Origin of the sequence: Streptomyces fildesensis (assembly GCF_016107395.1) — a bacterium.
Lineage (GTDB): Bacteria > Actinomycetota > Actinomycetes > Streptomycetales > Streptomycetaceae > Actinacidiphila > Actinacidiphila fildesensis.
In genome coordinates, this window is the sequence record NZ_JAAIKO010000039.1 from 22,663 (window position 1) to 46,640 (window position 23,978).

At 70.2% G+C, this 23,978-nt stretch carries 22 protein-coding genes and 2 pseudogenes; 8 read left to right on the forward strand and 16 right to left on the reverse strand.

Going from position 1 to position 23,978, the window contains the following annotated elements:
- Nucleotides 1-177: 177 nt before the first annotated feature.
- Together C6N31_RS33215 and C6N31_RS44450 are read right to left on the reverse strand one after the other, a co-directional pair.
- Nucleotides 178-528 (reverse strand): PRC-barrel domain-containing protein, encoded by a 351-nt coding sequence (locus tag C6N31_RS33215; protein WP_138355405.1) that lies wholly within the window; start codon nucleotides 526-528, stop codon nucleotides 178-180.
- Between the two features lie 183 nt (nucleotides 529-711).
- Nucleotides 712-1,014: pseudogene (locus C6N31_RS44450) on the reverse strand (phosphotransferase); the annotation flags it as partial.
- Nucleotides 1,015-1,329: 315 nt separating this feature from the next.
- On the opposite strand from C6N31_RS44450, the gene C6N31_RS44455 reads away from it, so the two are divergent.
- The 5 genes and pseudogenes from C6N31_RS44455 to C6N31_RS33240 all read left to right on the forward strand — a co-directional run bounded on the left by C6N31_RS44455 (nucleotide 1,330) and on the right by C6N31_RS33240 (nucleotide 5,212).
- Complete coding sequence (locus tag C6N31_RS44455) at nucleotides 1,330-2,622, forward strand: serine/threonine-protein kinase (RefSeq protein ID WP_232485959.1); 1,293 nt, start codon at nucleotides 1,330-1,332, stop codon at nucleotides 2,620-2,622.
- A gap of 253 nt (nucleotides 2,623-2,875) precedes the next feature.
- Nucleotides 2,876-3,106: pseudogene (locus C6N31_RS33225) on the forward strand (thiamine pyrophosphate-requiring protein); the annotation flags it as partial.
- On the forward strand, nucleotides 3,103-3,645 hold the full coding sequence (locus C6N31_RS33230; RefSeq protein WP_232485960.1) for a DUF6328 family protein: 543 nt from the start codon (nucleotides 3,103-3,105) through the stop codon (nucleotides 3,643-3,645). The pseudogene C6N31_RS33225 and the gene C6N31_RS33230, both read left to right, overlap by 4 nt.
- 138 nt (nucleotides 3,646-3,783) lie before the next feature.
- On the forward strand, nucleotides 3,784-4,050 hold the full coding sequence (locus C6N31_RS33235; protein ID WP_138355402.1) for a WhiB family transcriptional regulator: 267 nt from the start codon (nucleotides 3,784-3,786) through the stop codon (nucleotides 4,048-4,050).
- A 181-nt stretch (nucleotides 4,051-4,231) separates the two neighbouring features.
- Nucleotides 4,232-5,212: an NADPH:quinone reductase gene (locus C6N31_RS33240; protein WP_138355401.1), complete on the forward strand. Its 981-nt coding sequence runs from the start codon at nucleotides 4,232-4,234 to the stop codon at nucleotides 5,210-5,212.
- Between the two features lie 50 nt (nucleotides 5,213-5,262).
- On the opposite strand, the gene C6N31_RS33245 is transcribed toward C6N31_RS33240, so the two are convergent.
- A complete protein-coding gene (locus C6N31_RS33245; RefSeq protein WP_138355400.1) occupies nucleotides 5,263-5,724 on the reverse strand; it encodes a MarR family winged helix-turn-helix transcriptional regulator in 462 nt (153 codons plus the stop codon).
- 109 nt (nucleotides 5,725-5,833) lie between these two features.
- Between C6N31_RS33245 and C6N31_RS33250 the strand changes: the two genes are divergently transcribed.
- The gene (locus C6N31_RS33250; protein WP_164294083.1) at nucleotides 5,834-6,697 is read left to right on the forward strand and encodes an SDR family NAD(P)-dependent oxidoreductase; all 864 of its coding nucleotides are present in this window, start codon (nucleotides 5,834-5,836) and stop codon (nucleotides 6,695-6,697) included.
- Nucleotides 6,698-6,770: 73 nt separating this feature from the next.
- On the opposite strand, the gene C6N31_RS33255 is transcribed toward C6N31_RS33250, so the two are convergent.
- The 9 genes from C6N31_RS33255 to C6N31_RS33295 all read right to left on the reverse strand — a co-directional run bounded on the left by C6N31_RS33255 (nucleotide 6,771) and on the right by C6N31_RS33295 (nucleotide 17,745).
- Nucleotides 6,771-7,934 carry an FAD-dependent monooxygenase gene (locus C6N31_RS33255; protein WP_198358885.1) on the reverse strand — a complete coding sequence of 388 codons (1,164 nt, stop codon included), beginning with the start codon at nucleotides 7,932-7,934 and terminating at the stop codon, nucleotides 6,771-6,773.
- 220 nt (nucleotides 7,935-8,154) lie between these two features.
- A complete protein-coding gene (locus C6N31_RS33260; protein ID WP_198358919.1) occupies nucleotides 8,155-9,066 on the reverse strand; it encodes a DUF5829 family protein in 912 nt (303 codons plus the stop codon).
- Nucleotides 9,067-9,290: 224 nt separating this feature from the next.
- Entirely contained in the window at nucleotides 9,291-9,575 is a 285-nt protein-coding gene (locus tag C6N31_RS33265; RefSeq protein ID WP_138355397.1) for a hypothetical protein, read from the reverse strand.
- Nucleotides 9,576-9,693: 118 nt separating this feature from the next.
- Nucleotides 9,694-12,510, reverse strand: coding sequence for a DUF5682 family protein (locus C6N31_RS33270; RefSeq protein WP_198358886.1), 2,817 nt, complete (start codon nucleotides 12,508-12,510; stop codon nucleotides 9,694-9,696).
- Nucleotides 12,507-13,619, reverse strand: a complete 1,113-nt coding sequence (locus C6N31_RS33275; protein ID WP_138355395.1) for an ATP-binding protein — start codon at nucleotides 13,617-13,619, stop codon at nucleotides 12,507-12,509. The genes C6N31_RS33270 and C6N31_RS33275 overlap by 4 nt, the downstream gene beginning before the upstream one ends.
- 12 nt (nucleotides 13,620-13,631) lie before the next feature.
- Entirely contained in the window at nucleotides 13,632-15,095 is a 1,464-nt protein-coding gene (locus tag C6N31_RS33280) for a VWA domain-containing protein (RefSeq protein WP_187145170.1), read from the reverse strand.
- On the reverse strand, nucleotides 15,092-16,480 hold the full coding sequence (locus C6N31_RS33285) for a hypothetical protein (RefSeq protein ID WP_232485961.1): 1,389 nt from the start codon (nucleotides 16,478-16,480) through the stop codon (nucleotides 15,092-15,094). The genes C6N31_RS33280 and C6N31_RS33285 overlap by 4 nt, the downstream gene beginning before the upstream one ends.
- Complete coding sequence (locus tag C6N31_RS33290) at nucleotides 16,480-16,983, reverse strand: hypothetical protein (RefSeq protein ID WP_138355393.1); 504 nt, start codon at nucleotides 16,981-16,983, stop codon at nucleotides 16,480-16,482. The genes C6N31_RS33285 and C6N31_RS33290 overlap by 1 nt, the downstream gene beginning before the upstream one ends.
- A 147-nt stretch (nucleotides 16,984-17,130) precedes the next feature.
- A complete protein-coding gene (locus C6N31_RS33295) occupies nucleotides 17,131-17,745 on the reverse strand; it encodes a TetR/AcrR family transcriptional regulator (RefSeq protein WP_198358887.1) in 615 nt (204 codons plus the stop codon).
- Between the two features lie 169 nt (nucleotides 17,746-17,914).
- Between C6N31_RS33295 and C6N31_RS33300 the strand changes: the two genes are divergently transcribed.
- A complete protein-coding gene (locus C6N31_RS33300; protein ID WP_138355391.1) occupies nucleotides 17,915-19,066 on the forward strand; it encodes an FAD-dependent oxidoreductase in 1,152 nt (383 codons plus the stop codon).
- Between the two features lie 99 nt (nucleotides 19,067-19,165).
- Here the strand turns inward: C6N31_RS33300 and C6N31_RS33305 are convergent, their stop codons facing one another.
- Both C6N31_RS33305 and C6N31_RS33310 read right to left on the reverse strand, forming a co-directional pair.
- Entirely contained in the window at nucleotides 19,166-19,489 is a 324-nt protein-coding gene (locus tag C6N31_RS33305; protein WP_138355390.1) for a putative quinol monooxygenase, read from the reverse strand.
- Between the two features lie 120 nt (nucleotides 19,490-19,609).
- Nucleotides 19,610-20,413 (reverse strand): DUF4232 domain-containing protein, encoded by an 804-nt coding sequence (locus tag C6N31_RS33310; protein WP_307811573.1) that lies wholly within the window; start codon nucleotides 20,411-20,413, stop codon nucleotides 19,610-19,612.
- Between the two features lie 438 nt (nucleotides 20,414-20,851).
- Between C6N31_RS33310 and pip the strand changes: the two genes are divergently transcribed.
- Entirely contained in the window at nucleotides 20,852-21,811 is a 960-nt protein-coding gene (pip, locus tag C6N31_RS33315) for a prolyl aminopeptidase (protein WP_138355388.1), read from the forward strand.
- A gap of 93 nt (nucleotides 21,812-21,904) precedes the next feature.
- On the opposite strand, the gene C6N31_RS33320 is transcribed toward pip, so the two are convergent.
- Both C6N31_RS33320 and C6N31_RS33325 read right to left on the reverse strand, forming a co-directional pair.
- On the reverse strand, nucleotides 21,905-23,143 hold the full coding sequence (locus tag C6N31_RS33320) for a cytochrome P450 family protein (RefSeq protein WP_138355387.1): 1,239 nt from the start codon (nucleotides 23,141-23,143) through the stop codon (nucleotides 21,905-21,907).
- A 337-nt stretch (nucleotides 23,144-23,480) separates the two neighbouring features.
- Nucleotides 23,481-23,978, reverse strand: coding sequence for a hypothetical protein (locus C6N31_RS33325; protein ID WP_198358898.1), 498 nt, complete (start codon nucleotides 23,976-23,978; stop codon nucleotides 23,481-23,483).

Genomic DNA, 23,978 nt, shown 5'->3' on the forward strand with positions numbered 1-23,978 from the left:
GAAGGTCACACCGGCAACCGCCGCACGGCCGCACACAGGTCCGCGTACGAGACCGGAGCGTGGTGCGAAGTGCGGCGGTGAACCAGGTGCGGGCGCAGCTGCGCCGGGTGGGTGACGCCGAGGGACGCCAAACCTTGGCGAGGCGAGGCGAGGCGCTGTGTCACGGCGGAACGTCGCTCAGGCGCGGTGGGTGCCGTAGTAGGCCTCGACCTGCTGGTGGTAGCCCGAGTGGCCGGTGTGCTTGTCCTTGTCGAACTCCGGGGCGTTCTTGATCTCGTCCTTGTCGCGGGCGACGTAGATCTTCCGCTCCGCGACATCGATGGACTGGATCGTCCCCGCCGGGAGCAGGACGTGCTTGCCGAAGATCCACACTCCGGTGTCGACCACGATGTATGCGGCGCTGACCTCGTCGGAGTGCTTGTCGACCTTGCCGATGCTGCCGTTGGTCGCCTCGACCTTGAACCCGGTCAGGTCCGTTCCGGCCTGGTGACCCGACGCTGCCTGGTAACCCCACATGCTGTCAGTCACAAAGAGTCCTTCCGTCGTGGTGCGGTGGCGCGAGGGGACCCTTCCGGTCTGTTCGGTGGGTGCCCCTCGAAAGGCGCCTGCCCTGCAACCTCCGGCACACACTCGCCCGATCCGCGGCGGGGCGAGACGGCCCGAGACGCGGCGCACACCCGCGCGGCGAGGTCGCTGGGGCGGCCCGCCGAGTCAGGCGCTGCCGAACCAGGTCTCGGCCAATGAGTCCAGCGTGTCCTCGGGCGGTGCCGGCAGCTCTCGGAAGTACCAGGGCAGGTTGCTGTAGACGTGCGGAAGCGTGTGCGCCATCAGCTCGTGAGGTGAGAAGGTCCGGCCGTAGGCAGCCATGACCCGGCCGAGCAGCCGCGGATCACCGCGCGAGACGAACAGGCCGACGGCGACGAATTCGTAGGCGCGGTCACCGAGCATGGCGGGCTCGAAATCGAAGAGCCCGCTCAGCGTCCACCGGCTCGGATCCACCAGCAGGTGCTCCCGCGTCGCATGACCGCCTCGTCGCCGACAACGGCGTCCCACTCTTCGTCCGTACGCACGGCAGGCAGCATGTACCGGAGCGTAGGGGTCCCTGATCGCCCGCACGAATCGATTTCCCCGGGCCGACGCCGGACCATGCCCTGCTGCTCTCGTGGCCAACAGGCCCTGAACAGAAGGCCGGTGGGAATGCAAGTGGCCGGATGATGGCGGAACCGTGCGCCCCGGATCAGACTGATGTCGCACATCCCCGCCGTCCGCATGTGCCTCGAGGGGCCGGGTGGACGGCGGGCCACCGCAGGACGCAGTCAGGGAGATCGCATGACGGCCCACCCCCGCCGACCTCAGCACCCCGGCCCTCAAGCCGGCGAGATCGTCGGCGGCCGCTACCGCCTGGACGAACTGCTGGGTGCGGGCGGCACCGCGGACGTCTTCCAGGGAACCGACCTGCAACTGCCGCGTGAGGTCGCGGTCAAGGTGTTCAGGCCCGGTGCGACCGCGGTGACAGCGGACGGATTCTGCAAGGAAGCGGTGCTCCTGGGCCAGCTCGCCCACCCTGCCCTCGTCCCTGTCTACGACATGGGACGGCACGAGGGCGGTGCCTACGTGGTGATGCATCTGGTCAAGGGCGTCACGTTGCGCGAACGGTTAACCGACGGCCCCCTCAGCGGCGAGCACGTGGCGCGCCTCGGCGTCCGACTGGCCTCCGCGCTGGCCCATGTACACGCGGCAGGCATCATCCACCGCGACGTGAAACCCTCCAACATCCTGATCGGCCCCGACGACGCCCCGTATCTGGCGGACTTCGGACTCTCCCGTCTCATCGACGAACCCACACGCGCCGAGCCGGGCACGATCGTCGGCACCATCCCATACCTGTCTCCCGAGCAGGTTCTCGGCAAGGCTTCCGGACCCGCCAGTGACATCTACGGCCTGGGCCTGGTCCTGCTCGAAGCCCTCAAGGGCGAGCGGGAGTACCAGGGATCTTCCCCGGAGGTCGGCACCGCCCGACTGCTGCGCCCCCCGGAGATCTCCCGGTGCGTGCCCGAACCGCTGGCGTCCGTCATCGAAGCGATGACCCATGCCGATCCCGGCGCCCGGCCCGACGCCACCCGATGTGCCCAACTGCTCCAGGACGCGGCCGACCCGCCTCCCCTCGACACGGCGGACGCAACCGTCGTCGTGCCGTTGAGTGGCACGGCGCTCCACGGCACGCAATCCAGCTCCGGCCACCCCGCCCCTCCCCCGGGCCGGGCAGGTCTTCCGCGGCGACGGCGCGCTCTGCTCGCCGCGCTGGCAGCCGGTGTTCTCCTGGGCGCCGCCGGAGTCACCCTGTCGGCCCTGGATGATCGAACCGCCACCCCTGACGCGGCCGTCCGGCACCCCACACCCAGCAGCAGCCCTCCTGGCCTGTCGTCACCGTCGCACGGTGCTCCGGCCCCGCCTTCCCCAGCGACGCCCGCCACGGCGCCGGCGCACACCTCACGCCATCCATCGGCTTCATCGCCCCAGGGCCCGGGAGCCTCCACCGCTGCAACCGGCAACGGCCACAAAAATGCCAAGGGGAAGGGCAAGGGGAAATCTCACGGCAAGGATGGCAAATCCTCCGACTAGCACGCGCCTGGCGCGGTCGTTCGGCGGCCCGGCGCAACCGGGCGGCTCCGCCCTGAGGTTTGTCCCGGGCTGCGCGGGTTACGCGAACACCCTCATGACCCGCCGCGCGCGTCGAAGACCGACGCAGATCGAGGGGAGCCGCTCCATGAGCACAACGGTTTCGGACCGTCTGCTCGCCCGACTACGGGAGTGGGGTGTCGAGCAGGTCGGCCGCTACGACGCCAAGCTCGACCACGTCCCGGTGGTGGCCGCCGCCGCCTGGGACGCCGCGCTCACCGCCGATGGCCCCGTGGTGGTGGAGTTCCGCACGGATCCCGCCGTGCCGCCGATCCCGTCGCACGCCACCTGGGAGCAGATGGAGTCGACGGCGGCCGCGATCCTCAAGGGAGACAGCGACCGCGCCGATATGATCAAGCAAGGCGTCAAAGCCAAGATCCAGGAATTCCTCCCCGACAACCGCAAGAAGGCGGGCGAGCACGGATGACCCCACCCGCGGACCGCCCGCCGACACGCCACAACGAGGATCCGGATCAACGCGCCGACCGGCTATGGCTCGAACTGCTGCAGGAGGTGCGGGTCGCCGAGACCGGTGTGCAGATCCTGCTGGGGTTCCTGCTGACGGTGGCCTTCACGCCACGCTTCGCCGACCTGAACGGCTTCGACCGGAACATCTACATCACGACGGTCCTGCTGGGCGCGGCCGCGACGGGCGCTCTCATCGCACCCGTCTCCCTGCACCGCATCGTCGCGGGCCACCGGCTGAAGCCCGAAGCGGTGGTCTGGGGCTCCCGGTTCACCGTGGTCGGGCTGATTCTCCTGCTGGGCACGGTCGCCTCGGCGCTGCTGCTGATTCTGCGCGTGACCGCGTCCGGTACGACCGCCGTGGTGTGGGTGACCGTCATGGTGGCGTGGTTCGCGGTCTGCTGGTTCCTGCCGGCTGCCTGGCTGCGCCACCGGGAGCGGAGCGACTCGAACGGTCCACGAGGACCCGAGGTGGCGCAAGGATCCGAGCGGCCGTCGTAGGACGTGCCAGCAGCCCGTTGCATCCGGTGCCGCGGATCACTGAATGGATCACCGAAGTTGGGGCACGCGTGACCACACGGCATGGAGCGGGTCCGACCGGCGGATCCGCCGCCCGCGACACGCATCGGAGGGAATCCCATGAACTGGCGACACCGTGCGGCCTGTCGTGCAGAGGATCCCGAACTGTTCTTTCCCGTCGGCAGCTCCGGCCCGGCCCTGCTGCAGATCCAGCAGGCGAAGGCGGTGTGCCGCCGCTGTCCGGTGCGGGAGGAGTGCCTGAGCTGGGCCCTCGAGGCCGGTCAGGACGCAGGCGTCTGGGGCGGGCTGAGCGAGGACGAACGACGTGCGGCGAAGCGCAGAGCGGCCCGCGGCCGTGCGATCGCCGCCCGCAAGGCCACGGACTGACCGGCTCGACACCCCCGGCACCCCTCCCGGCTCACCGGTGGGAGCCGATGGGCGCCCGACCGCGCCGTCCGAGAGCAGTGCACCTCCCCCCACGCGGGATACGTCGTCTCTTGCACAGCACGCGCCCCGCACCACGCCTACTCTCGGAAGCACGCCCGCTCACCGGCCACGGAGGTTCCCCATGATCGCGTCCTGGTACGACCTGCAGGGCCCGGCCGCCGACGTCCTCCGGGTCGGTGAGCTGCCCGACCCGCAGCCCGGACCCGGCGAGGTCCGGGTGCGTGTGCACGTGTCGGGCGTGAACCCCGGTGACACCAAGAAGCGCCAGGGCTGGCTCGGCTCGGCGATGCCCTACCCCCGGGTGATCCCGCACAGCGATGCCGCCGGTGTCGTCGATGCCGTCGGCGACGGAGTCGGCACCGTCCGCCGCGGCCAGCGGGTGTGGGTGTACGGCGCGCAGTCCTACCGGCCCTTCGGGACCGCCGCCCAGTACGCGGTCGTCCCGGAGCACTTGGCCGTGCCGCTTCCTGACCACCTCAGCGACGACCTGGGAGCGAGCCTGGGCATCCCCGGGATCACCGCCCACCGGGCCGTGTTCGGCGACGGTCCGGTGGACGGCCGGATCGTCCTCGTGCAGGGCGTCCTCGGGGCCGTCGGCTCGGTGGCCGCCCGGCTGGCTCGCTGGGGCGGTGCGACCGTCATCGGCACCGTAACGCGCGGTAGCGACCTCCCCCACGTCGACCCGGCCGTGGTGTCCCACACCGTCGCGCTGGACGAGGGCGACCCGGCGAAGGCGATCCGCGCCCACGCACCGCAGGGCGTGCATCGCGTCATCGAGGTGGCCCTGTCCGACAACGCCGACCTGGACGCGGCGGTCGTCGCCGACCATGCCGTCATCGCCGCCTACGCCACCCGGACCGACCGGACCGAAGTGCCGTTCTGGCCGCTGCTGTTCGCCAACGTGACGCTGCGCCTGCTCGGCAGCGACGACTTCCCCCTACCCGCCAAGCGGCAGGCCGTCCGCGACCTCACCGCCGCCGCTGCCGTCGGCGCTCTGACGGCGAACGTGAGCTACCGCTACCCGCTGGAGGAGATCGCCAAGGCGCACGACCGCGTCGACGCCGGCGTACGCGGCCGCGTCCTGGTCACCCTCACCGACTGATTCCCCCCTCGCGCGCAGGGCGACCGTCAGGCCACGGAACCGGCGGGCGCTCAGTCGTCGCGGTGCTGTTTCAGCTTCTGCCAGACGGTCTCCAGTGACTGGATGTCGTCGTCGTCCAGGAGGTCGTTGAAGACCTCGGCCAGAGCCTGTCTGCGGGTGGCGTCGGCCGCCGCGAAGGCCTCTCGGCCGGCCGGAGTGAGGGTGATCCGCACCGAGCGGGCGTCGGATGGGGCGGTGCTGCGCTCGATCAGGCCACGGGCCTGCAGCGCGTCCGCGACGCGGGAGACCTGGCTGCGGCTGAGGAGGGTTTTCGCGCCGAGGTCGGACGCGGCCACCGGTTCGCTCTGGCCGTGCAGCCACAGCATCACCTCGAACCACGACAGCGGCAGGTCATGGGCGCGGACGAGGGCGCGGTCGACGCGCGCGGTGAGCGTGGTGCCGGCCCAGACCAGGCCGTAGAAGGCGTGATCCCGGGCGGCCAGATCACCCAGGTTTATGTCGGCTCGTGGCATGGCGCAATCCTACGCGATTTGCGTGCGTGCACACACAGACGTATGGTGTGTGTGCACGCACACTATATCCGGGGGTCATCTCCCGACCCCCGGCAGAGACGAGGCCCGCATGTCCGCCCAGCCCGCCCAGCCCCAGAAGACCGTCCTGATCACCGGCACCTCCTCCGGCATCGGCCTGGCCACCGCCGTGGCCGCGGCTCAGGCCGGATGGCTGACCGTCGCCACGATGCGCGACCCGGGCAAGGCCGACGCCCTGCGCAAGGCGGCCGCCGAGGCCGGAGTCACCGACCGCATCCAGATCAAGCGCCTGGACGTGGTCGACCCCGACTCCGTGGCCGACTGCCTGACCGAGGTCATCGCCGAGCACGGCCGGCTGGACGCGTTGGTCAACAACGCCGGAGCCGGACACGTGGGCACCATCGAACAGGGCACCGTCGCGGACGTCCGCGGGACGATGGAAGTGAACTTCTTCGGCGTCGTGGAGGTCACCCGGGCCGCGCTGCCCCACCTGCGGGCATCCCAGGGACGGGTGCTGACCGTCACCAGCGTCGGCGGCGTGGTCGGGCAGCCGTTCAACGAGGCCTACTGCGCTGCCAAGTTCGCGGTCGAAGGCTTCATGGAGTCCCTCGCCCCGGTGGCAGCCACCGTCGGCGTCTCGGTGACCGTGATCGAACCAGGCGCCGTGGCCAGCGAGTTCGTTGCCAGCCAGAGCCTCGACGTCCCGGCGCTGACCGCGGCAGCCGGACCGTACGGACCCGCCCTCCAGGCCTACATCGACCGGACCATGAAAGCCTTCGGCTCCGCGCAGACCCCGGCCCAGGCCGCCGCACCGATCATCGACGCCCTCACGGCGGACCGGCCGGCGTTCCGCGTCCAGACCTCCGACCGGGCCCGCGACTTCGTCGGCACCAAGCTCGCCGACCTCGACGGCTCCACCATCCAGAGCCTCACCGGCACCTGGGTGACCGGCTGACCCGGACGTCCCCGGTTCCACCGCGTCGACCGGCTGCGGAACGCTGGTCTCCGCCCCCCGGTGGCTGGTCCGATCAGTAGTCCTTCAGGACGAGGCCATTGACCACCTGGCCGAAGTCCTGGACCTCGATATCGGCGATGGCCTCACCTTGAGCAGCACCCGTCTCGGCCGCGATGCGGGCCTTGTTGGTGAGGGCGAGCTGCTGGTTCTCCGCCACGTAGCCGCGCAGGGCGTCCTGATAGGCGGGGTAGGCAATCCGGTGGTCACCGTGGGCGGCCTTCAGTTCGCCAGCCAGCACGTAGGCACCGACCATGGCCATGCTGGTGCCCTGCCCCGACATGGGCGAACCGCAGTAACCGGCGTCACCGACCAGGACCACCCGCCCGCGCCACCACTGGTCCAGGTGGATCTGGCTCATCGAGTCGAAGTGGAAGTCGGGCGCGTCCCACATGTACTGCAGTGCACGGGGAAACTCCCAGCCGACATCGGACAGACGGTCGTGGACCAGCTTCTTCTGCGCCTCGGTGTCGCGGTAGTCGTAGTCGACAGGTTCCGGTGCCTCGAATCCCGCGAAGACCCGGATCTCGGCGTTGCCGCGGGCGGTCATGATCGCACCGCCTGCGGTGCCGCCCTGGTGCCAGACCTGCCAGCGGTCCAGCTCGAGGTAGTTGGGGGCGGTGAAGACCGACAGGTAGGTGCCGAGGTGGGTGATGTACTCGGACTCCGGGCCGAAGGCCAGCCGCCGGGTGTTGGAGTGCAGCCCGTCGGCGCCCACCACCAGGTCGAAGGTGCGCGGATCGGCGTTCTCAAAGGTGACGTGGACCCCTTGCGCGTCCTGGGCAAGGGCGACGATGGAGTCGTCGAAGAGATACTCGACGCGGTCGGCGGCGGCCCGGAAGAGCACCTGGCACAGGTCGTCGCGGAGGATCTCGACATCCGGGGTGGCGAATTCACCGCCGCTGATGGTGCCTTCCGTACTGCGGTAGAGCTCCTTACCGGTGGCGTCGACCATCGACATGCCTCGCATGTCGGTGGCCAGGCTCCGCAGCTCGTCCAGCACGCCCATCCGCTCGGCGACTTCCAGCGCCGGGCCGCGCACATCGACCGCCTGACCGCCCGGTCGAAAGGCAGGGGCGCGTTCCACGACGGTGACCTCGAAGCCGTACTCGGCCAGCCAGTAGGCGAGAGCCGGTCCGCCGATGCTGGCACCGGAGATGAGGACGGTGCTGCTCTGCATGGTGTGCTCCTTGCGAGTGCCGCTCGGGCCGATCCCGTGCGCTGCTCAGAGACTCCCTGGGGCCGCGCACCGCGCGCTGACCGCTCGCTGACCATGGGTGGACGGACCTGGTGCGACTGGCTGGGCCACCGGCCTCATGAGGCCGGGCGACCCGCGCCGCAACGCGTAGGCGCCGTGCCGAAGCCGGCACGGCGCCTACAACGGATCCGCAGGATTCCGGTTACTTCGTGTCGCCGAAATTCCAGACGGCGCGGGGGCCGGGGCCGACGGTGAGCGTCGAGTGGCCGAGCCGCTCCTCGTGCCGGTACAGGACGGACCGGTTGAGCGACATCTCGACCTGGCGCAGACCCACCTTGTCGCGGGCGACAGCGTCGAGTCGGATCGTGGTGCCGCCGCCCTGCGCAACGACGCCGCCTGCCACGGAGTGCACGCGGAACCCGCCGGCCTTCAGCAACGGCACCGTACTGGCAAGGTCGCGTTCGGTGACCGCGAGACGGACCAGGGTCACATCGCGCATCAGATGGCTGCGGTAGTCGTCGGACAGGTACCGCTCCCGGCCGACGTCACCGGGGTAGCTGGCCGGCTCGGTCTTGCTGCGCGGGTCGGCGAAGTACTCCGGCAGGTACTCCATCCCCCAGGCGCCGAAAGTGTCGTACTGGTCGGTGGTGAACACCGCGTCGAACCACGGCACCGGCACGCCGGCGCCGAAGTCTCGCGTCTGGCGGAACCCGATCGGGTTGGGGGTCCCCTGATCCCGCAAGCGCTGGGTCACCGTCGCCAGGTCGCCGGCCCGCTCTGCTGAGACCCCCATCCCGGCGGAACCGAGAACAGAGTCCTGGCCGGGCAGATCGCCGATCCCGAACAGTTCGAGGTAGGTCTGGCGGCCCATCAGATAACGACCGGTCCAGGTCTCGCCGCCGGTACCCGTCGTGGTGCGGACCTGGAAGTTGGCGAAGTTCCGCAGGTATTCGGAGTGCTCGATGGCATCGGCCGTCTCGCGGTCGAACACGCCGTAGGCATGGTTGTAGAACAGCAACTGCCGATCGGACGACGTCCGGCTCTCCCCGGCCCACGCGGTCCCCACACCCCCCTGAACCACTCCGGTGAGAACCACAGCAAGAACCATGACCATGCGCAGCATTCGGCGAAGCAGCATGTAAATGATCGTAGGACGCAGGGGACCGCATTGGCTGCCGGTTCGAGCAAAGGCAGACCGCCATCGCGGAATCCGGCACAGGCCGCGGCATCGCCGTCCGGTGTCACCGCGGCCCCGCTCAGCGGTGGCCGGGCGAGTTCCGCCAGGGGATCCCGCCCGGCCACGGGTGCGACGGGAGACCTGCCACAAGGGGCCGTCGATCAGGCGCTGCGTGTGGTCTTACGGCGGCAGGTGATGATCACGGCGCCGACGCCGAGCGCGAGCACGGTGGCTCCACCGGCAGCCGTCCAGGTCATCCCGTTGCCGCCACCGGATTCGGCGAGGCTGTCACCGGAATGGCTGCCGTCCGCTGACAGGCCGCTGTCCGCTGACGGGCCGCCGGACGACGCGGGCGTCTGTTCACCGGCCTTGCCCGCCTTGATGTAGAGCCGCGCAATGTTGTTCTCGTAGTCGGCGGTCGGATCCTCACGCGTGACGGCGACCATACCGGCGTACTGTCCGGAGAATGCCAGGACTGGTTCCGGCAGGGCATTGACGCGAAACCCGGACCATTCGCGGCCGGACCGCGGTTCGCCGGTCCGGCCGCATCCGGAGGGCTTGTGCTCACAGGTGTCCCGGTCCGGACAGCACCGCCTCCAGTGCCGCAGCCGTGGCCGGGTGGAGGGCCGCCAGCGCCGCGCCCCGCGGCTGGGGAACGGTGGTTTGCCAGGGCTCTTCGCAGCCCAGCAAGCTTGCCATCGCGTCGCACGTCGCGGGGTGGGCGGCGAGGAGCGTGCAGCCGTGGTCGGCGTCCGTGCGGCGTGCCACCCGTACGGCTTCCGTTCCCTGCGGTGCCCGCCATGGGGGCACCCACGCGTCCAGCGCCGCGAGCCGGCCGGGGAAGATTCTTCCGGCCTCACGGATCAGTAGCGGGGCCAGTTCGGCGCCGCCCGAGCGCAGGGTGGTGATCAGGGTCGGCAGCCACGGCAGGAGGACCGGGTCCGGCAGTCGGCCGAAGGCGTTCGACACCGCCTCCACGACGAAGTCGGTGAGGCCCGGGACGGGCTCCAGGGCGTGGACGAAGCCGCTCAGGTAGCGCGGATAGGCGGGTACCACCATGGGGTTGCTGAGCAGCTCGTCGCAGCGTGCCCGGAGCTCCGTGCGGCTCAGGTGCCCGAGCTGTACCTGGGCCGCCCACAGCAGGGCCGTCCTCGACGGGTCCTGCGGATGCGACTGGGCCACCGCCAGTTCCAGTTGGGTGCGGTCGCAGCCCAGGGACAGGGCCAGACTCTCCATGCTGAACAGGAATCCCAGCATCGCCGCCACTTGGCGGACGGTGGCGTCGTCGTCGGTGAACGCGGTCGGCAGCAGGGTGCAGTAGTGCGCGTAGCCGGTCTTGACGAAGGACTCGATCCATGGCGGCAGCACCGGCTCGCTGGTGCGGTAGTACGCCAGCAGCCGCCGGACCCGGCGCAGGACCTCCGGGGCGCCGTCGACGCTGCGCTCGGCCGACAGCACCTCCAGAGCGCGGGTGCCCAGTTCGTCGGCGATGCGGCGGCTCCGCAGGTACAGCGTCGCGTCCTCGACGGCTTCCAGGACGGTCGCTGCGGTGGCCTGTGGGCTGTAGGCCGTGCGGCGCAGGCGCTGTTCCAGGACCTGCTCGATGCTGACGCCCTCGTAGCCGAGCTCGATGAGCGCACGCTGGTGGGTGCCCAGCGCCACGTCCCATGACTCCTGGATCGGCCGCTCCCCCAGTTTCCGCTCGCCCATGATCGGTCGCGCGGCGCCGTGCGGCATCAGGTAGCGCAGCATCCACAGCACGTCGGAGCACTGCTCCAGTGCGGGCTGGGAGGTGATGTCCAGCAGTGCCCGCTGCACTCCTCGCTGCTGGAGCTTGAGGTTCAGCGGCGCGAGCCGGTCGTGCACGTCGCGGGCCAGCGGTGGCAGCGCGTCGTAGCCGACCTGGCCCACCCGGTCGCCACCCATCATGATCTCCACGAGCCGGCGCACGTCCCGCCGGCCGGGCACGGAGTCCTTCTCGATACAGGTGACCGCCGCGTCCTGGAAGTCGTACGGCGTGGGCCTGGCCCGGTCGCGCATGCCGGCCAGCAGGATCGACGTCTCGAACACCGCGATGGCGTCGGCGGTGGAGGCGAGATAGCCGTTGCGGCGCGCGGCGCGCACGATCTCCACCGACCAGCCGAGCAGTTCGGCCTCGTCCAGCCGGTCCAGAACGGGGGGCTGCCGCAGGAAGCCCGTCAGCTTGTCCGAGGCGGGGACCGCCGGCACGGGAGCCCCGGCCGCGATCTTCTTGGCCTTCGACGGCGCACCCGCCTGTCCTGTCAGCCGGTACGGTTGCACGCGCGTGCGCTTGACGTTCTTCGCCCAGACGGTCGCGGCGATCGACACCGAGCCTGCGGCGAAGCCGAACTGCGCCTCGATCGCCGCATGGCTGGACGGGATCAGCCCGTGCAGCCACTTGGTGGCACTGCGCGGGCTGATCTCGAAGGTGTCGGTGCCGTCGATACCGAACTCCGCGACGCGGCTGGCCGCGTGGAACGCACCGCAGACGTAAAGGCAGTCCGCGGGATCGGTGCCGGTCGCGGCCAGGTGTTCGCGCATCCTGGTCCACATGAACCGCTCACGGTCCTCGTCCACGCGCACCCGGTCGGCGTCGCCGGGTGCCAGCCGCCGGAAGAGGCTACCGATCAGCAGCATGACCTGGCGGTAGGTGTCGTGATCGCTGTCGCCGAGCGGCAGTTCGACGTACTGGTGCCACCACTCCGACCAGTGCCGCACCCGGCCGTGGCGCAGCAGGTGCTCCTCCAGTTCGGCGAACCGGGGCCGCAGGTCACCGATCTCCACACCGATGGCGTCGCCGTGCAGTACGGCTTCCTCCTCGGCGGGCGGCGCTTCCGGCGCTCCTGGATCAGCGCCGGGCTCGGCCGGGTGGTCCGCGCGCGCGTCCCACTGGAAGACGTGGTCGGAGGACCGGTCGACGAGGACCAGTTCGACGCCCGGGGTGTCCAGTGCGTAGGCGATCGCCTGGTACTCGGCCGAGGCTTCGGTGATCGGAGCGACCACCGACAGCGGTGACCACTCGGCAGGGAAGCCGCCGACCTCGGTGGCGAACGACTGGACCGCCACCGGAAGCCTGCAGTTGCGCAGTTCGGTCAGCAGCGGCGCCATGTCCTCGCACAGTTCCAGATACACGACCTTCGGCTGCTTCTCGCGCAGCCGGCGTGCCATCGCGATCGCCGAGGCGGGCGAGTGGTGGCAGACGGGGAAGATCTCGAGCGGCTCGCGCACGGCCCGGTCGACGTCGTCGACGATGCCGAGGAGGATGCCCTCGAGGGCGCCGGGTCCGTCGGCGAACGTCGCGGCCGTCTCCTGCAGTTGCGCGCGCAGCGCTTCGAAGGCCCCCTCGTGGGTGCCGCTCATGACAGGGTGGCGATCGCGTCGCGGCCGCCCTCCAGGAACTCCGGCCAGGATCCGCCCTCTTCCTTGCTGCGCGGCTCGACGACACCGTGCAGGTATTTGTTGAGGATCGCCAGGTCCTCGGGCTCCCGCCGGGCCAGTGACCCGACGAGCGAGGAGGCCAGCGTGCGTGCGGTCAGGGCGCGCTCGCCGAAGAAGTTGCTGTGCAGGATCGCATCCTCGAGCACGCCGATCTGTTCGGCGGTCGACAGCGCGGACTCCAGCTTCTCGTCGTCGCTGCCGGCCGCGGCCGCGGCGGCGCGCAGGTCGGCGAAGCTCTGCAGCAGCACGTCGAGCAGCGTCGGCGGCACGTCCAGTTCGAGCTGGTGGCGGTGGAGCAGTTCCTCGGTGCGGAAGCGGACGATCTCCGCCTCGCTCTTCCGGTTCGTCATCACGGGGATGCGGACGAAGTTGAAGCGGCGTTTGAGCGCCGAGGACAGATCATTGACGCCTCGGTCACGGCTGTTGGCGGTGGCGATGATCGAGAAGCCGGGCTTGGCGAAGACGATGTTGTCGCTGTCGAGTTCGGGAACGGAGATGTACTTCTCGGACAGGATCGAGATCAGCGCATCCTGGACATCACTGGTGGAGCGGGTGAGTTCCTCGAAGCGGCCGATGGCGCCGGTCTCCATCGCGGTCATGATCGGCGAGGGGATCATCGACTGCCGCGACTGACCCTTGGCGATGACCATGGACACGTTCCAGGAGTACTTGATGTGATCCTCGGTGGTGCCCGCCGTGCCCTGCACCACCAGCGTGGAGTTACGGCATATCGCGGTGGACAGCAGCTCGGCCAGCCAGCTCTTGCCGGTGCCGGGGTCGCCGATGAGCAGCAGACCGCGGTCGGAGGCCAGTGTGACGATGGAGCGCTCGACGAAGCTGCGGTCGCCGAACCACTTCTGCGAAATCTCCCGGTCCAGGCCGTCGGAACGCTCGGAGCCCAGGATGAACAGTCGGACCATCTTCGGGGACAGCCGCCAGGAGAAGGGCTTGGGGTTGTCGTCGATCGACTCCAGCCAGTCCAGCTCCTCGGCGTACTTGATCTCGGCGGGGGCGCGCAACAGGTCGGACATATGAGGGCCTTTCTAAGCGAGGAACGTCTTGAGTTCGTGGACCAGCTTGCTGATGTGACCGGAGACCACCGGCGTACCGAGGGCCTTGAAGCGCTCCCGGAACCAGGGGTTGACCTCCTGGCGTCCGGAGCTGGTCACCGAGCCGACCGGGATGAACTTCACGCCGGAGCGGTGCACCGCCTCGATGCCTTCGAACAGCGGCTGTGAGCGGTTGAATTCATAGAAGTCCGAGATCCACACCATCACGGTGTTCCGGGGCTCGGTGATCTTCGGGCGGGCCATGGCCATCGCGACGGGGCCGTCGTTGCCGCCCCCGAGGTTGGTCCGCAGCAGGGTCTCGAAGGGGTCGTGCACCCACGGTGTGAGATCGATGGCCCGCGTGTCGTACGCGATCAGATGGACGTCCACCTTCGGCAGGCCGGCGAAGATCGACGCCAGGACGGTGCAGTTCACCATCGAGTCGAGCATCGAACCGGACTGGTCCACGACGACGATCAGCCGCTGCGGCGTCGTCTTGCGGGCGGTGTGCCGGTAGTAGAGGCGGTCGACGTACAGCCGCTCGTCCTCCGGGCTCCAGTTGGTGAGGTTCTTCCAGATCGTGCGGTCGAGGTCGAGGTTGCGGAAGACCCGTTTGGGCGGGATCGAACGGTCCAGGGCGCCCACCGTGGCCTTCTCCACCTGGGTACGCAGCACTTCGGCGACCTCGTCGACGAAGCGGCGGATCAGGGACTTGGCGTTGGCGAGGGCCACGCCCGAGAGGTTGCTCTTGTCCCGCAGCAGCTGTTCGATCAGCGACATGCTGGGGGTCAGCTGCGCGGCGAGCGTGGGGTCGGCCAGTACCTCGCGCAGGTGCATCCGCTTGACGAGGTCGGCCTCGATGGCGCCGAGTTCCGGGCCGATCGCCGGAATGAGCCGGCTGAGATCGGGCGTCGTGCCCGGGCCGCCGGCTCCGGCCGGGCCGGCACCCCGTCCCGCGGCCTTCGCGCCGGCGCGGCCGCCGCGCAGCTCGCCGGGCCGGCAGCCGAGCGCGCGCTCCAGCCAGCCCGCGTCCGACTGCCAACGCGTCAACTGTCCTGCGGTGACAGTGCCGGAGCCGGAGGCGAAGACGTTGAGCAGCACCTTGGACACCAGCGCCGCACGCCGTACCTCGGCGGCGCGGTCGCGTGCACCATCGTCGTCCGGCCCTGGCACCATCAGTCCGTCGAACTCGGCGGCCAGCTCCGGGTGGCGCTGCACGACCGAGTCGACGGAAGCCTGCGGGTCCAGCAGCGCGGACGGCAGACCGATGTCCTCGACGACAGCGAGGCTCGACGATTCCAGCGAGGCCTGCTCCTCACCGTCGAAGAGACGGGCGAGGAGTCGCCAGTACAGGACCTGACGGCGGTTGTCGTCGGAATCCACCTCAGGGTTCTGTGCGTCCGGGTGCTCGGCCGAAGGCCCGCTGCCGGCGGTTCGCGCGGTCGCGTGCTCCGTCATTTCCGCAGCAACCTTCCGGCGCGCTCCCGCAGTACGGCCACGGCGTCGGTGGCGGCCTTCTCGGATCGGACGCCGGCCTTGTCGGTCGTGCCCCCGGCCCAGCCCCCGGCGTGGATCGCGACAGCCTTCTTCCGTACCGTCGTCTCGACGGCCAGGGGCTGGACGCGATACGTCCCGGCGTCCCAGCGGAGCAGTCCGATACAGGCACCGGACGCCGCGACGGCCTCGGGGGTAAGCGGACCGGCGGCCGGAATGCGGTCGGTGTCGACAGCGAGCGGATGACCGGCCACGGTGAACGTCAGTGCCTCGTCGTCCCGTTGGGCGGCGTACCCCTCGAGGAACACGGGGACGGCGATGCGCGCCGGGTGCCGGTCCATGGGCGCGGTTGCCGGGTCGATGGCGGTGGGCAGGGCGACGCGGGCCGTGGCGAAGGCGTCGGCGGGCTCGCTCGGGCGGGCGTGCTCATCGCTCCAGAGCAGGTCGCCCTCGGCGGTGACCGGCATCTCGGCGAGGTCCATGGAGCGGCCGTCGCTGACCGCTGCCAGCAGCGACATGTGCGGCCGGAGCAGCTGCCACAGTCCGGCTCCGACGACCGTGTCGGGCTTCGGCACCGACACACTGGCGCGCACCAGGCGCGGCGCGGTGCCGTCCGCCGGCTCGAACACCGCGTGGACCTGGGCCTGCACGGCGGTCGCGTGTTCCTGCACGTCGATGCCGAGGGGCAGCAGACGGCCGGTGACCGTCCCGGTGACCGGCGCGTCCGCCACACCGGGCAGAGTGAGCAGCATCGCGCGCGACCACAGGTCGCCCCAGCGGCGGGCCGGGATGCGTTCCAGGGCGGAGCCCGGGCAGGAAGCGGCGAGTTCGGCGGCGAGGCCGTCGAGGAGCGTGGCCAGGCGGCGCAGGGCCGGGTCGGGAAGCATCGCGGAGACGACATGCGCCGCTCCGGAGACCGTGTCGTGGTCGATGCCCTGCCACCCGGCGCGTGCCAGGTCGGACAGCCAGGACCGGGCGGCGGCCAGCAGGTTCGCCCCTTGCCGACCGCCGGGCGCCGGGGCGGTCTCCGCACCGCGGGGCCGGCCGGACGCCTCAGCGACGCGGGCCATCAGTGCGTCATGGACCGAGCCCAGCAGTGCGGTGCGGGCGGCGGCGAGGGCGACGAAGTGGTCCTCACCCGCGGATCCGGCCGCCGCCTTATCGGCCGCCTCGGCGACCCTGGCGGCCAGCGGCGTACCCGAGACGGCGTTGGCCAGTTCGGTCAGGCCGGCGGCCTGGGCGGGCTGGGGACGGAGCAGACCGGTGACGAGAGCCCGGTCGAACGCGTCGACGGCTGTCAGGGCTTCGTCGAGTCCGGCGATGTTCTCGACGAGCAGGTCGGCGCGCATCACGCCACCTGCCTGGTCGGCGGGAACCACTGCATCTCCGGCAACGGCGCGGTGGTCGGGGCGAGTTCCAGGTAGGCCAGGTGACGCAGGAACCGGCTGAAGACGGGCGCCGCGGCCTTGGTGTCCGCCTGCGGCGGACGTGTGGAGCTCATCGCGGCGGTGATGGTCTGCGCGCCGATGTCCCCGTCCGCGATGTCGACCCGCAGGTAGCGGGCGACGCGGTCGGCACCGTACTGAAGCACCGCCTCGTTGATCAGGGCCTGGATGTGGTTGCAGAACGAGCCCCGAGCGCCCCCGCACGGCCGGTTGTTGTTGGTGCTGCACGCGAACGCGTAGGTCCCGGCCGCGACCGACGAGACATAGACCCGCTCGATGTCCGAGCCGCTGGACACCACACCCTGCAGGCGTCCGTCGGCCAGTTCGACGAACGGCACCTTGGCGAGCTTGCGCGGCCGCGAGGGTGCCGTCACCCGCGCCGTGCTCGACCTCTCCCAATCTGACAACTCACCGTCTCCTATGCACCAGAAGGCCTTCCGCACCAGATCGGCGGGATGCGACTGAACATAGTGGCGATCACTGACAACGCTGATCGCGGACGCACAGGGGGCGGTCCGCGCCGCAGTGAGAACGCGTTGACGCCGCGGAGTTGTTCAGGCGCCCGGCCGGCCGGCGTTCCACCCGTGTTCGAGGAGCTCGAAGGCGCGGATGAGCGCCTGGTGGGAGTCGGCCTGCCCGCGCACGGCGCGGGGGGCTTCGAGGGCGAAGTGGGCGAGGGCGGCGCACGTCGGATCGGCGGCTGGGGCTCCGGCCTCCTCGGCGATCGCGTGGGCGAGGGCGGTTTCGTGGCGCAGCCACATGCTCTGGCCGTAGTCGCGCAGGGCGGGGGTGCTGTCCACGAGGTTGCTGAAGGCGGCGAAACGGCCGTCGGTGTCGGCGGCGACGATCCGGTGGCGCAGGGCGTGCTCGCACAGCGCCGCGGGAATCGACTGGCCGTCGGCCCGTTGACGCACAGCGGCCAGCAGGAGTGCTTCCTGGTCGGTCTCCTCGTCGAAGACGAGGGCCTCCTTGACCGGGAAGTGCTTGAACAGCGTCGTGGTGGACACATCGGCCGCGTCCCCGATCTCCCGGATGCCGACCTGGTCGTATCCGCGCTCGAGGAACAGACGCAGGGCCGCATCGGCGAGCGCCTGACGGGTGGCGGCCTTCTTGCGCTCGCGGCGTCCTGTCGGCGCCTGCTGCGGAGTGCCGGTCGTCGTTTCGGTCATGCCGGCACTCTACTCCTAAGTTGAACAACTGCAAAAGTTGTACCGTTGCAGTTATTGAGTTGATGTGCTCTTCTGGATGAGGGCCGCGTGACACTCCCCGGCTCCTGAACCCCTTCTCCCGCGCTTCCCCACCCCTCGCACCCATCCGCACAGCGAACGGAGCACACCCATGAACACCACCACCCCTCGCATAGCGATCATCGGCGCCGGCCCCGGCGGCCTCGTCTGCGCCCGCATCCTCCAGCAGCACGGCCTGACCCCCACCGTCTACGACCTGGACGCCTCCCCCACCGCCCGCAACCAGGGCGGCACCCTCGACATGCACCCCGAATCCGGCCAACACGCACTGCGCGCAGCCGGTCTCCTGGAGGAGTTCCTCACCCTGGCCCGCCCCGAGGGCCAGCAGGTGCGGCTGGTCAGCCGCGACGGACGCGTCCTGTTCGACGCCGCCCCGCCCGGGACCGACCCCGAAGTGGGCAACCCCGAGATCGACCGTGGCCAGTTGCGCGACCTGCTGCGCGACTCCCTCAAGCCGGACACCGTGCGATGGGGACACCAGCTCACCCGCGCCGCATCACTCGGCGACGAGGGCACCCACCGCCTGCACTTCACCGACGGCACCACCGCGGAAGTCGACCTCGTCATCGGCGCCGACGGCGCCTGGTCGAAGGTCCGCCGGCTCCTGTCCGACGCCCTGCCCGTCTACACCGGCGTCACCTTCGTCGAGGCCGGCCTCGACGAGGCCGACATCCGCCATCCCCAGCTCGCCGCCCTCACCGGCGACGGCACGATGCTGGCCCTCGACAACAACCAGGGGGTCATCGCCCAGCGCACCAGCGGCGGACACATCCGCACCTACCTCGGCATGCGCACCGACGAGAACTGGCACCAGCTTGCCGGACTCGACCTGACCGACGCCACCGCCGTACGCGAGGCCCTCCTCAAGGAGTTCGCCGGCTGGAGCCCCGACCTGCTCGCCTTCATCACCGACACCGACACCGGCTACGCCAACCGCCCTCTGTACGCCCTGCCCGTCCCCCACACCTGGCGCCACACCCCCGGCGTCACCCTGCTCGGCGACGCCGCCCACCTCATGTCCCCCTTCTCCGGCCTGGGCGCCAACCTCGCCATGCTCGACGGCGCCGACCTCGCCCGCGCCGTCATCAGGCACCCCACCATCGACGACGCGATCACCGCCTACGAGGACGTCCTGCTGCCCCGTTCCGTCGAAGCCGCCGAAGGAGCGGCGGAGGGCATCGACGGAGCCTTCGCTCCCGACAGCGCCGACCAGACGCTCGCCCACATGACCCAACACCACTGACGAACCAACCGAACCACAGCAGGGATCAAGCCGATGACCACCTTCGGCCATCATCGGACACGGCGGATCGCGGACTGATTCCGGCGGGAGAGCCCGCAGTCAGTCGATGGAGAGCTCGCCCATCGCACTCCAGCCGGTCGCGTCTTCGATCGTCGTGCTCACGATGTCGGGCGTACGGCGCAGCAGGGGGCGCATGTGCTCCAACGCCGCCCGGAAATGATCGGAGTTCACGTGCGCTGCGGCCGCGTCGTTCTGGAATGCCTCCACCAGAACGTAAGTGTTGGGCTCTTCGAGGCTGCGCGACCACTCGAACCACAGATTGCCCGGCTCGGCCCGGGTGCCACTGGTGAAGGCGTCGACGTGCGTCGGCCACTCATCCGCATACTCGGGCTTCACGGGGAACTTGACGACAATAAAGATCATCCGGTGATTTTAGGTCATCCAGAACATCCTGCGCCGGGACACGCTCCTACCGGGATACCCCAGGACATCCGGACAGTGGCAGAGCGGCGGAAGGACCAGGGCGCCTGAGCAGGCTGGTCTTCACGGTCGCCTGGGGACGGCGGTCAGGGACGGCGGCGCCGGCCTGCCGGACGTGCCGCCGGTGACCGGCCCCATCGTGTCGTCCCTCTTCCAGGGGCCGACACCCAGCTTCCCTGTCGAGCCCAGGTCGAGTTCGGGGATCACCGTCATCGGAGCGGCACCGGGCTTCGCCCACACCCTCACGTACGGGGCGTTCACCGGATCGCCGGCGCCGGCTTCGTAGGTGTTGCGCCAGACCATATCGGCGTAAGCGCTCTCGCCCGGCTTCAGGACCAGTGGCTGGGGCACCCCGTCGGCTCCGGAGCTCGCGGTGATCGCGCTGCCGCCATGGAGGACCTTCACGCTGCTGACGGGCTTGTGGCCCTCGTCGAGGATCTGAAGCTGCGGGTAGCCGTTGAGCCGGTAGGTCTGCGTACCGCAGTTCCGCAGGTGGAGACCGACGGCGCGCAGTCCCATGGCGGCGTCGCCCTTGTCGACGTACACGCTCACTCCCGAGAGCGGACAGACGCCACCCGCCGGGGCCGCTTCGGCGGTGGGGACGCTCCTGACCTTGGTGATCCGCACGCCTGCCTTACCCTTGGCCTTCCCGTCCGTATGCGAGTGCATCGTGTCGACAGCGAAGACCCGCTTCACGGACCGACCCGGTGCGACGGACGGAACCGTCTGCTCCATGGACGACGGTTCCCTGCCGGAGTCCGACAGGAACGCGAAAGCGATCGTGTAGGTGAAGGGTTCGGCCCCGTGGTTGGTGACCTCGAACTCGGCGCAGGCGCTGGAACGGCTGCTGAATCCCGTGATCCTCACTCCGTCCTTCTCGAGACCGGAAGGGGATCCAGGCGGCGCCATATCGCTGGGCGCGACCCACGTGTCGGAGGACCGCGCCCCGCAGGAGGCTGTGCTGGCGGGATCCGTGGAGTCGGCCCCCTCCGCCCGTGGCGAGCCGTCGCCCGACGAGGCGACCCTCTGCGTTCCGCAAGCCGTGAGCACAAGAACGCCGGCGACGACGAGGGGAAGGGTGAGGGAGACGCTACGCATTCGGTGAGTCGATCAGGCCTGGACCGGGTCAGCCATGACGGGAGTCACAGCGGTGGTAACAGGCCTGTCACAGAAGGGAGGAGCCGCTCGGAGAGGGGCCTGACGAGGAGCCGGCCGTGCTCGCGGACCTGAGCTGAATCCGGTCGCGAAGGTAGTGTGAGCGGCTTGTGCCTGTTCGGGCGACCTCGTAGGAAAGAGAGTCAGACCATGGCCGCGCCTTACCCGCCGATCGAACCCTACGACCACGGCATGCTCCCCACCGGGGACGGCAACCTCGTCTACTGGGAGGCCTGCGGCAACCCCGACGGCAAGCCCGCCCTGGTCGTCCACGGCGGCCCCGGTTCGGGCTGCTCGACCGGCCGCCGCAGCTCCTTCGACCCGGAGCGCTACCGGATCATCCTCTTCGACCAGCGGGGATGTGGACGCAGCACACCCCACGCAAGCGATCCGGCCGCCGACATGGACCTCAACACCACCGAACACCGGATGGCCGACATGGAGCAGTTGCGCGAGCATCTCGGTGTCGAACGGTGGCTGCTCTTCGGCAGCTCCTGGGGTTCCACGCTCAGCCTCGCCTACGCCGAGCGGTACCCGGAACGAGTTTCGGAGATCGTCCTCGTCGCCGTCACCAGCACTCGTCGCACCGAGATCGACTGGCTCTACCGGGGTGTGGGCCGCTTCTTCCCCGAGGCCTGGGAGCGGTTCCGCGACGGTGTTCCCACGGCCGACCGCGACGGTGACCTCGTCGGGGCGTACGCACGCCTCATGAACAACCCCGACCTGAACGTACGGACCAAGGCCGCGCTCGACTGGTGCGCCTGGGAGGACGCGGTCCTGTCCGCGGAACCCAACGGCGCGCCCACCCCGTACAGCGACAGGCCGCCCCTCGCCATGCTCGCCTTCGTCCGGATCTGCGCGCACTACTTCGCACACGGAGCCTGGCTGGAGGAGGGCCAGTTGATCCGCGACGCGGGACGTCTGGCGGACATCCCCGGCGTCCTCATCCACGGCCGCCTCGACATGAGCGGACCGCTGGACACGGCCTGGGAACTCAGCCGCGCCTGGCCCGGCTCGGAACTGATCGTCATCGACGACTCGGGGCACAAGGGCAGCGCCACGATGAGCGCTGCACTGTACGAGACCTTCGAGCGGTTCGCGCCACGATGACCTCAACTGGCCCGGCTGAGCCCGCCGGCCTGGCCGGGCCGGCGTGCATCGCGGCCAGGCCCCATGGTCAACGACCGGCGCTGTACGGGCCGTTCAGTACCGCACCGGGAGAGCGAGCAGTCCCCGGGCCCGCATCGAGGGCCGCCACCGCAGAGTGTCGGGTGGAACGTCGAGGGCGAGGTGGGGAAAGCGGTCGAGGAGCGCGATGAGGGCGATCTCGGTCTCCATGCGGGCCAGTGGCGCGCCGAGGCAGTAGTGGATGCCGTGCCCGAGGGCGAGGTGGCCGGTGGCGTCGCGGGTGATGTCGACGTGGTCGGGATCGGCGAACTGGCCGGGGTCACGGTTCGCCGCGGCCAGGGACAGCAGGACGGTCTCGCCGGCCGGGATCGTGACACCGCCGATGGTGATGTCCTCCAGTGGGAAGCGACGGATCGCCAGCGGTGCGGGCCCGTCGTACCGGGCGAGCTCCGCGACCGCGCCGCCGACCCGGCCCGGTTCCGCCCGCAGCGCTTCGAGTTGGTCGGGGGCGGTCAGCAGGGCCAAGGTGGCGTTGCCGATGAGGTGGATGGTGTTTTCGTAGCCGGCGAACAGGATGAGGAAGACCAGTGACATCAACTCGTCCTCGCTGAGCCGGTCCTCGTCGCCCTCCCCGGCCCCGGAGCGGTCCTGGTGGCTCTCGTCCCGTGCGGCGATCATCGCGGAGAGCAGGTCGTCGGCGGGGTGGGACCGCTTGGCGGCGATCAGGTGGGTGAAGTACCCCAGCATGCTCCCGACCGCTTCCTTGGCGCGCGAGGGCTGGGCGGGGTCCGGCGTGATGAGGGCGTCGGTCCAGGACCGGAAGTCCTGGCGGTCGGCCGGGGCCACCCCGAGCAGGTCGCAGATGACGGTGATCGGCAGTGGGGCCGCGTACGAGGCGATCAGATCGGTACGACCGTGCGGGGCGATGGCGTCCAGCAGGTCGTCGGCGATCCGCCGGATCGGGGCGCGCAGCTCCTCGATCCGGCGGGGCGTGAACGCCTGCGAGACCAGCCGGCGGATACGGGTGTGGTCCGGCGGGTCCATGTTCAGCAGGTTCGCGTCCAACGCGGGCGGCAGGGCGAGTCCTTGGTAGCCGCCGGGCCGCGCGTTGCGCTTGTCCAGAGCGAGCCGCGGATCCGCCAGCGCCCGGCGCACATCGGCGTAGCGGGTGATCAGCCAGGCCGGCAGTCCGTCCGTACCGGTGATCCGGTGAACGGGCCCGGCCTCGCGCAACCGCGCGTACACGGCGTGCGGATCGTCGATCAGCTCGGCGGGGTCAAAGGACTGCGGAGGGCCGGACGTTGTGGTGGGCATGAACCCACCCTAGATTCCCCACCTCGCCATCTCACGCCCGGTAGCGCACCGAACTACCGCCTGCACAGGCGACCTGCGACGGCCCTGTGGACGGAGCAGTTCGGGATGTCCCGGAAACCCGACCGGTGGACGAGCGCTTCGTTCAAGACCGGGTGGCACCGTGCGATCGAGACTGCCCGCATGACCGAACGAACCTTCACCCCAGCACTGGGCCGCGTCGCCCGGGTGCGGGTGCGGGGGCGGGTGCGGCACCGGAATGGCGGGTCGGCATGGGGGACGCGCTGGTGGAGGTCCTCGGCGCGGATGTGGCGAGCACCGTGGTCTCCAGCCTGGCCCTTCACCAATGTCCGGTCGTGATGAAGGGGCGAAGGCGCTGGGGTGACAGCCCGGCCGTCGCGGCGAGGCCCGGCATCGGAACTTTCCGCTCCGCCAGTGTGTTCATCGCCTTCACCAGCCGGGCATCGAGCTCGGCCGACGGAAGCGCACCGGCGGCACTGATGTCCTTCTCGCTGAGGCCGCGCAGCTCGGGGGCCGGGGTGATGCCGTTGCCGCAGCGGTCGCGCAGCCGGTCCGCGAACGCGCAATGCGGCTCGATGAAGAAAGTGACCAGGGTCGTCATCGCCAGGATGCGATGCCGCGTCATCGGCGGCACGATCAGCGCCTTGGCGCGGTGGTGGGTGCCGTAAGCGTCCATCATGGTCACCTCGCCCTGGACGGCGATGGCGACTTGGAAGGCGGCGTGGGCATGCAGCGAGCCCGCCGCCGACGGGCCCCGGTACACGGCGTTGCCCTCGCGGATGGCGAATCCCGGCACCATCTCCTCCCCCACCTCCAC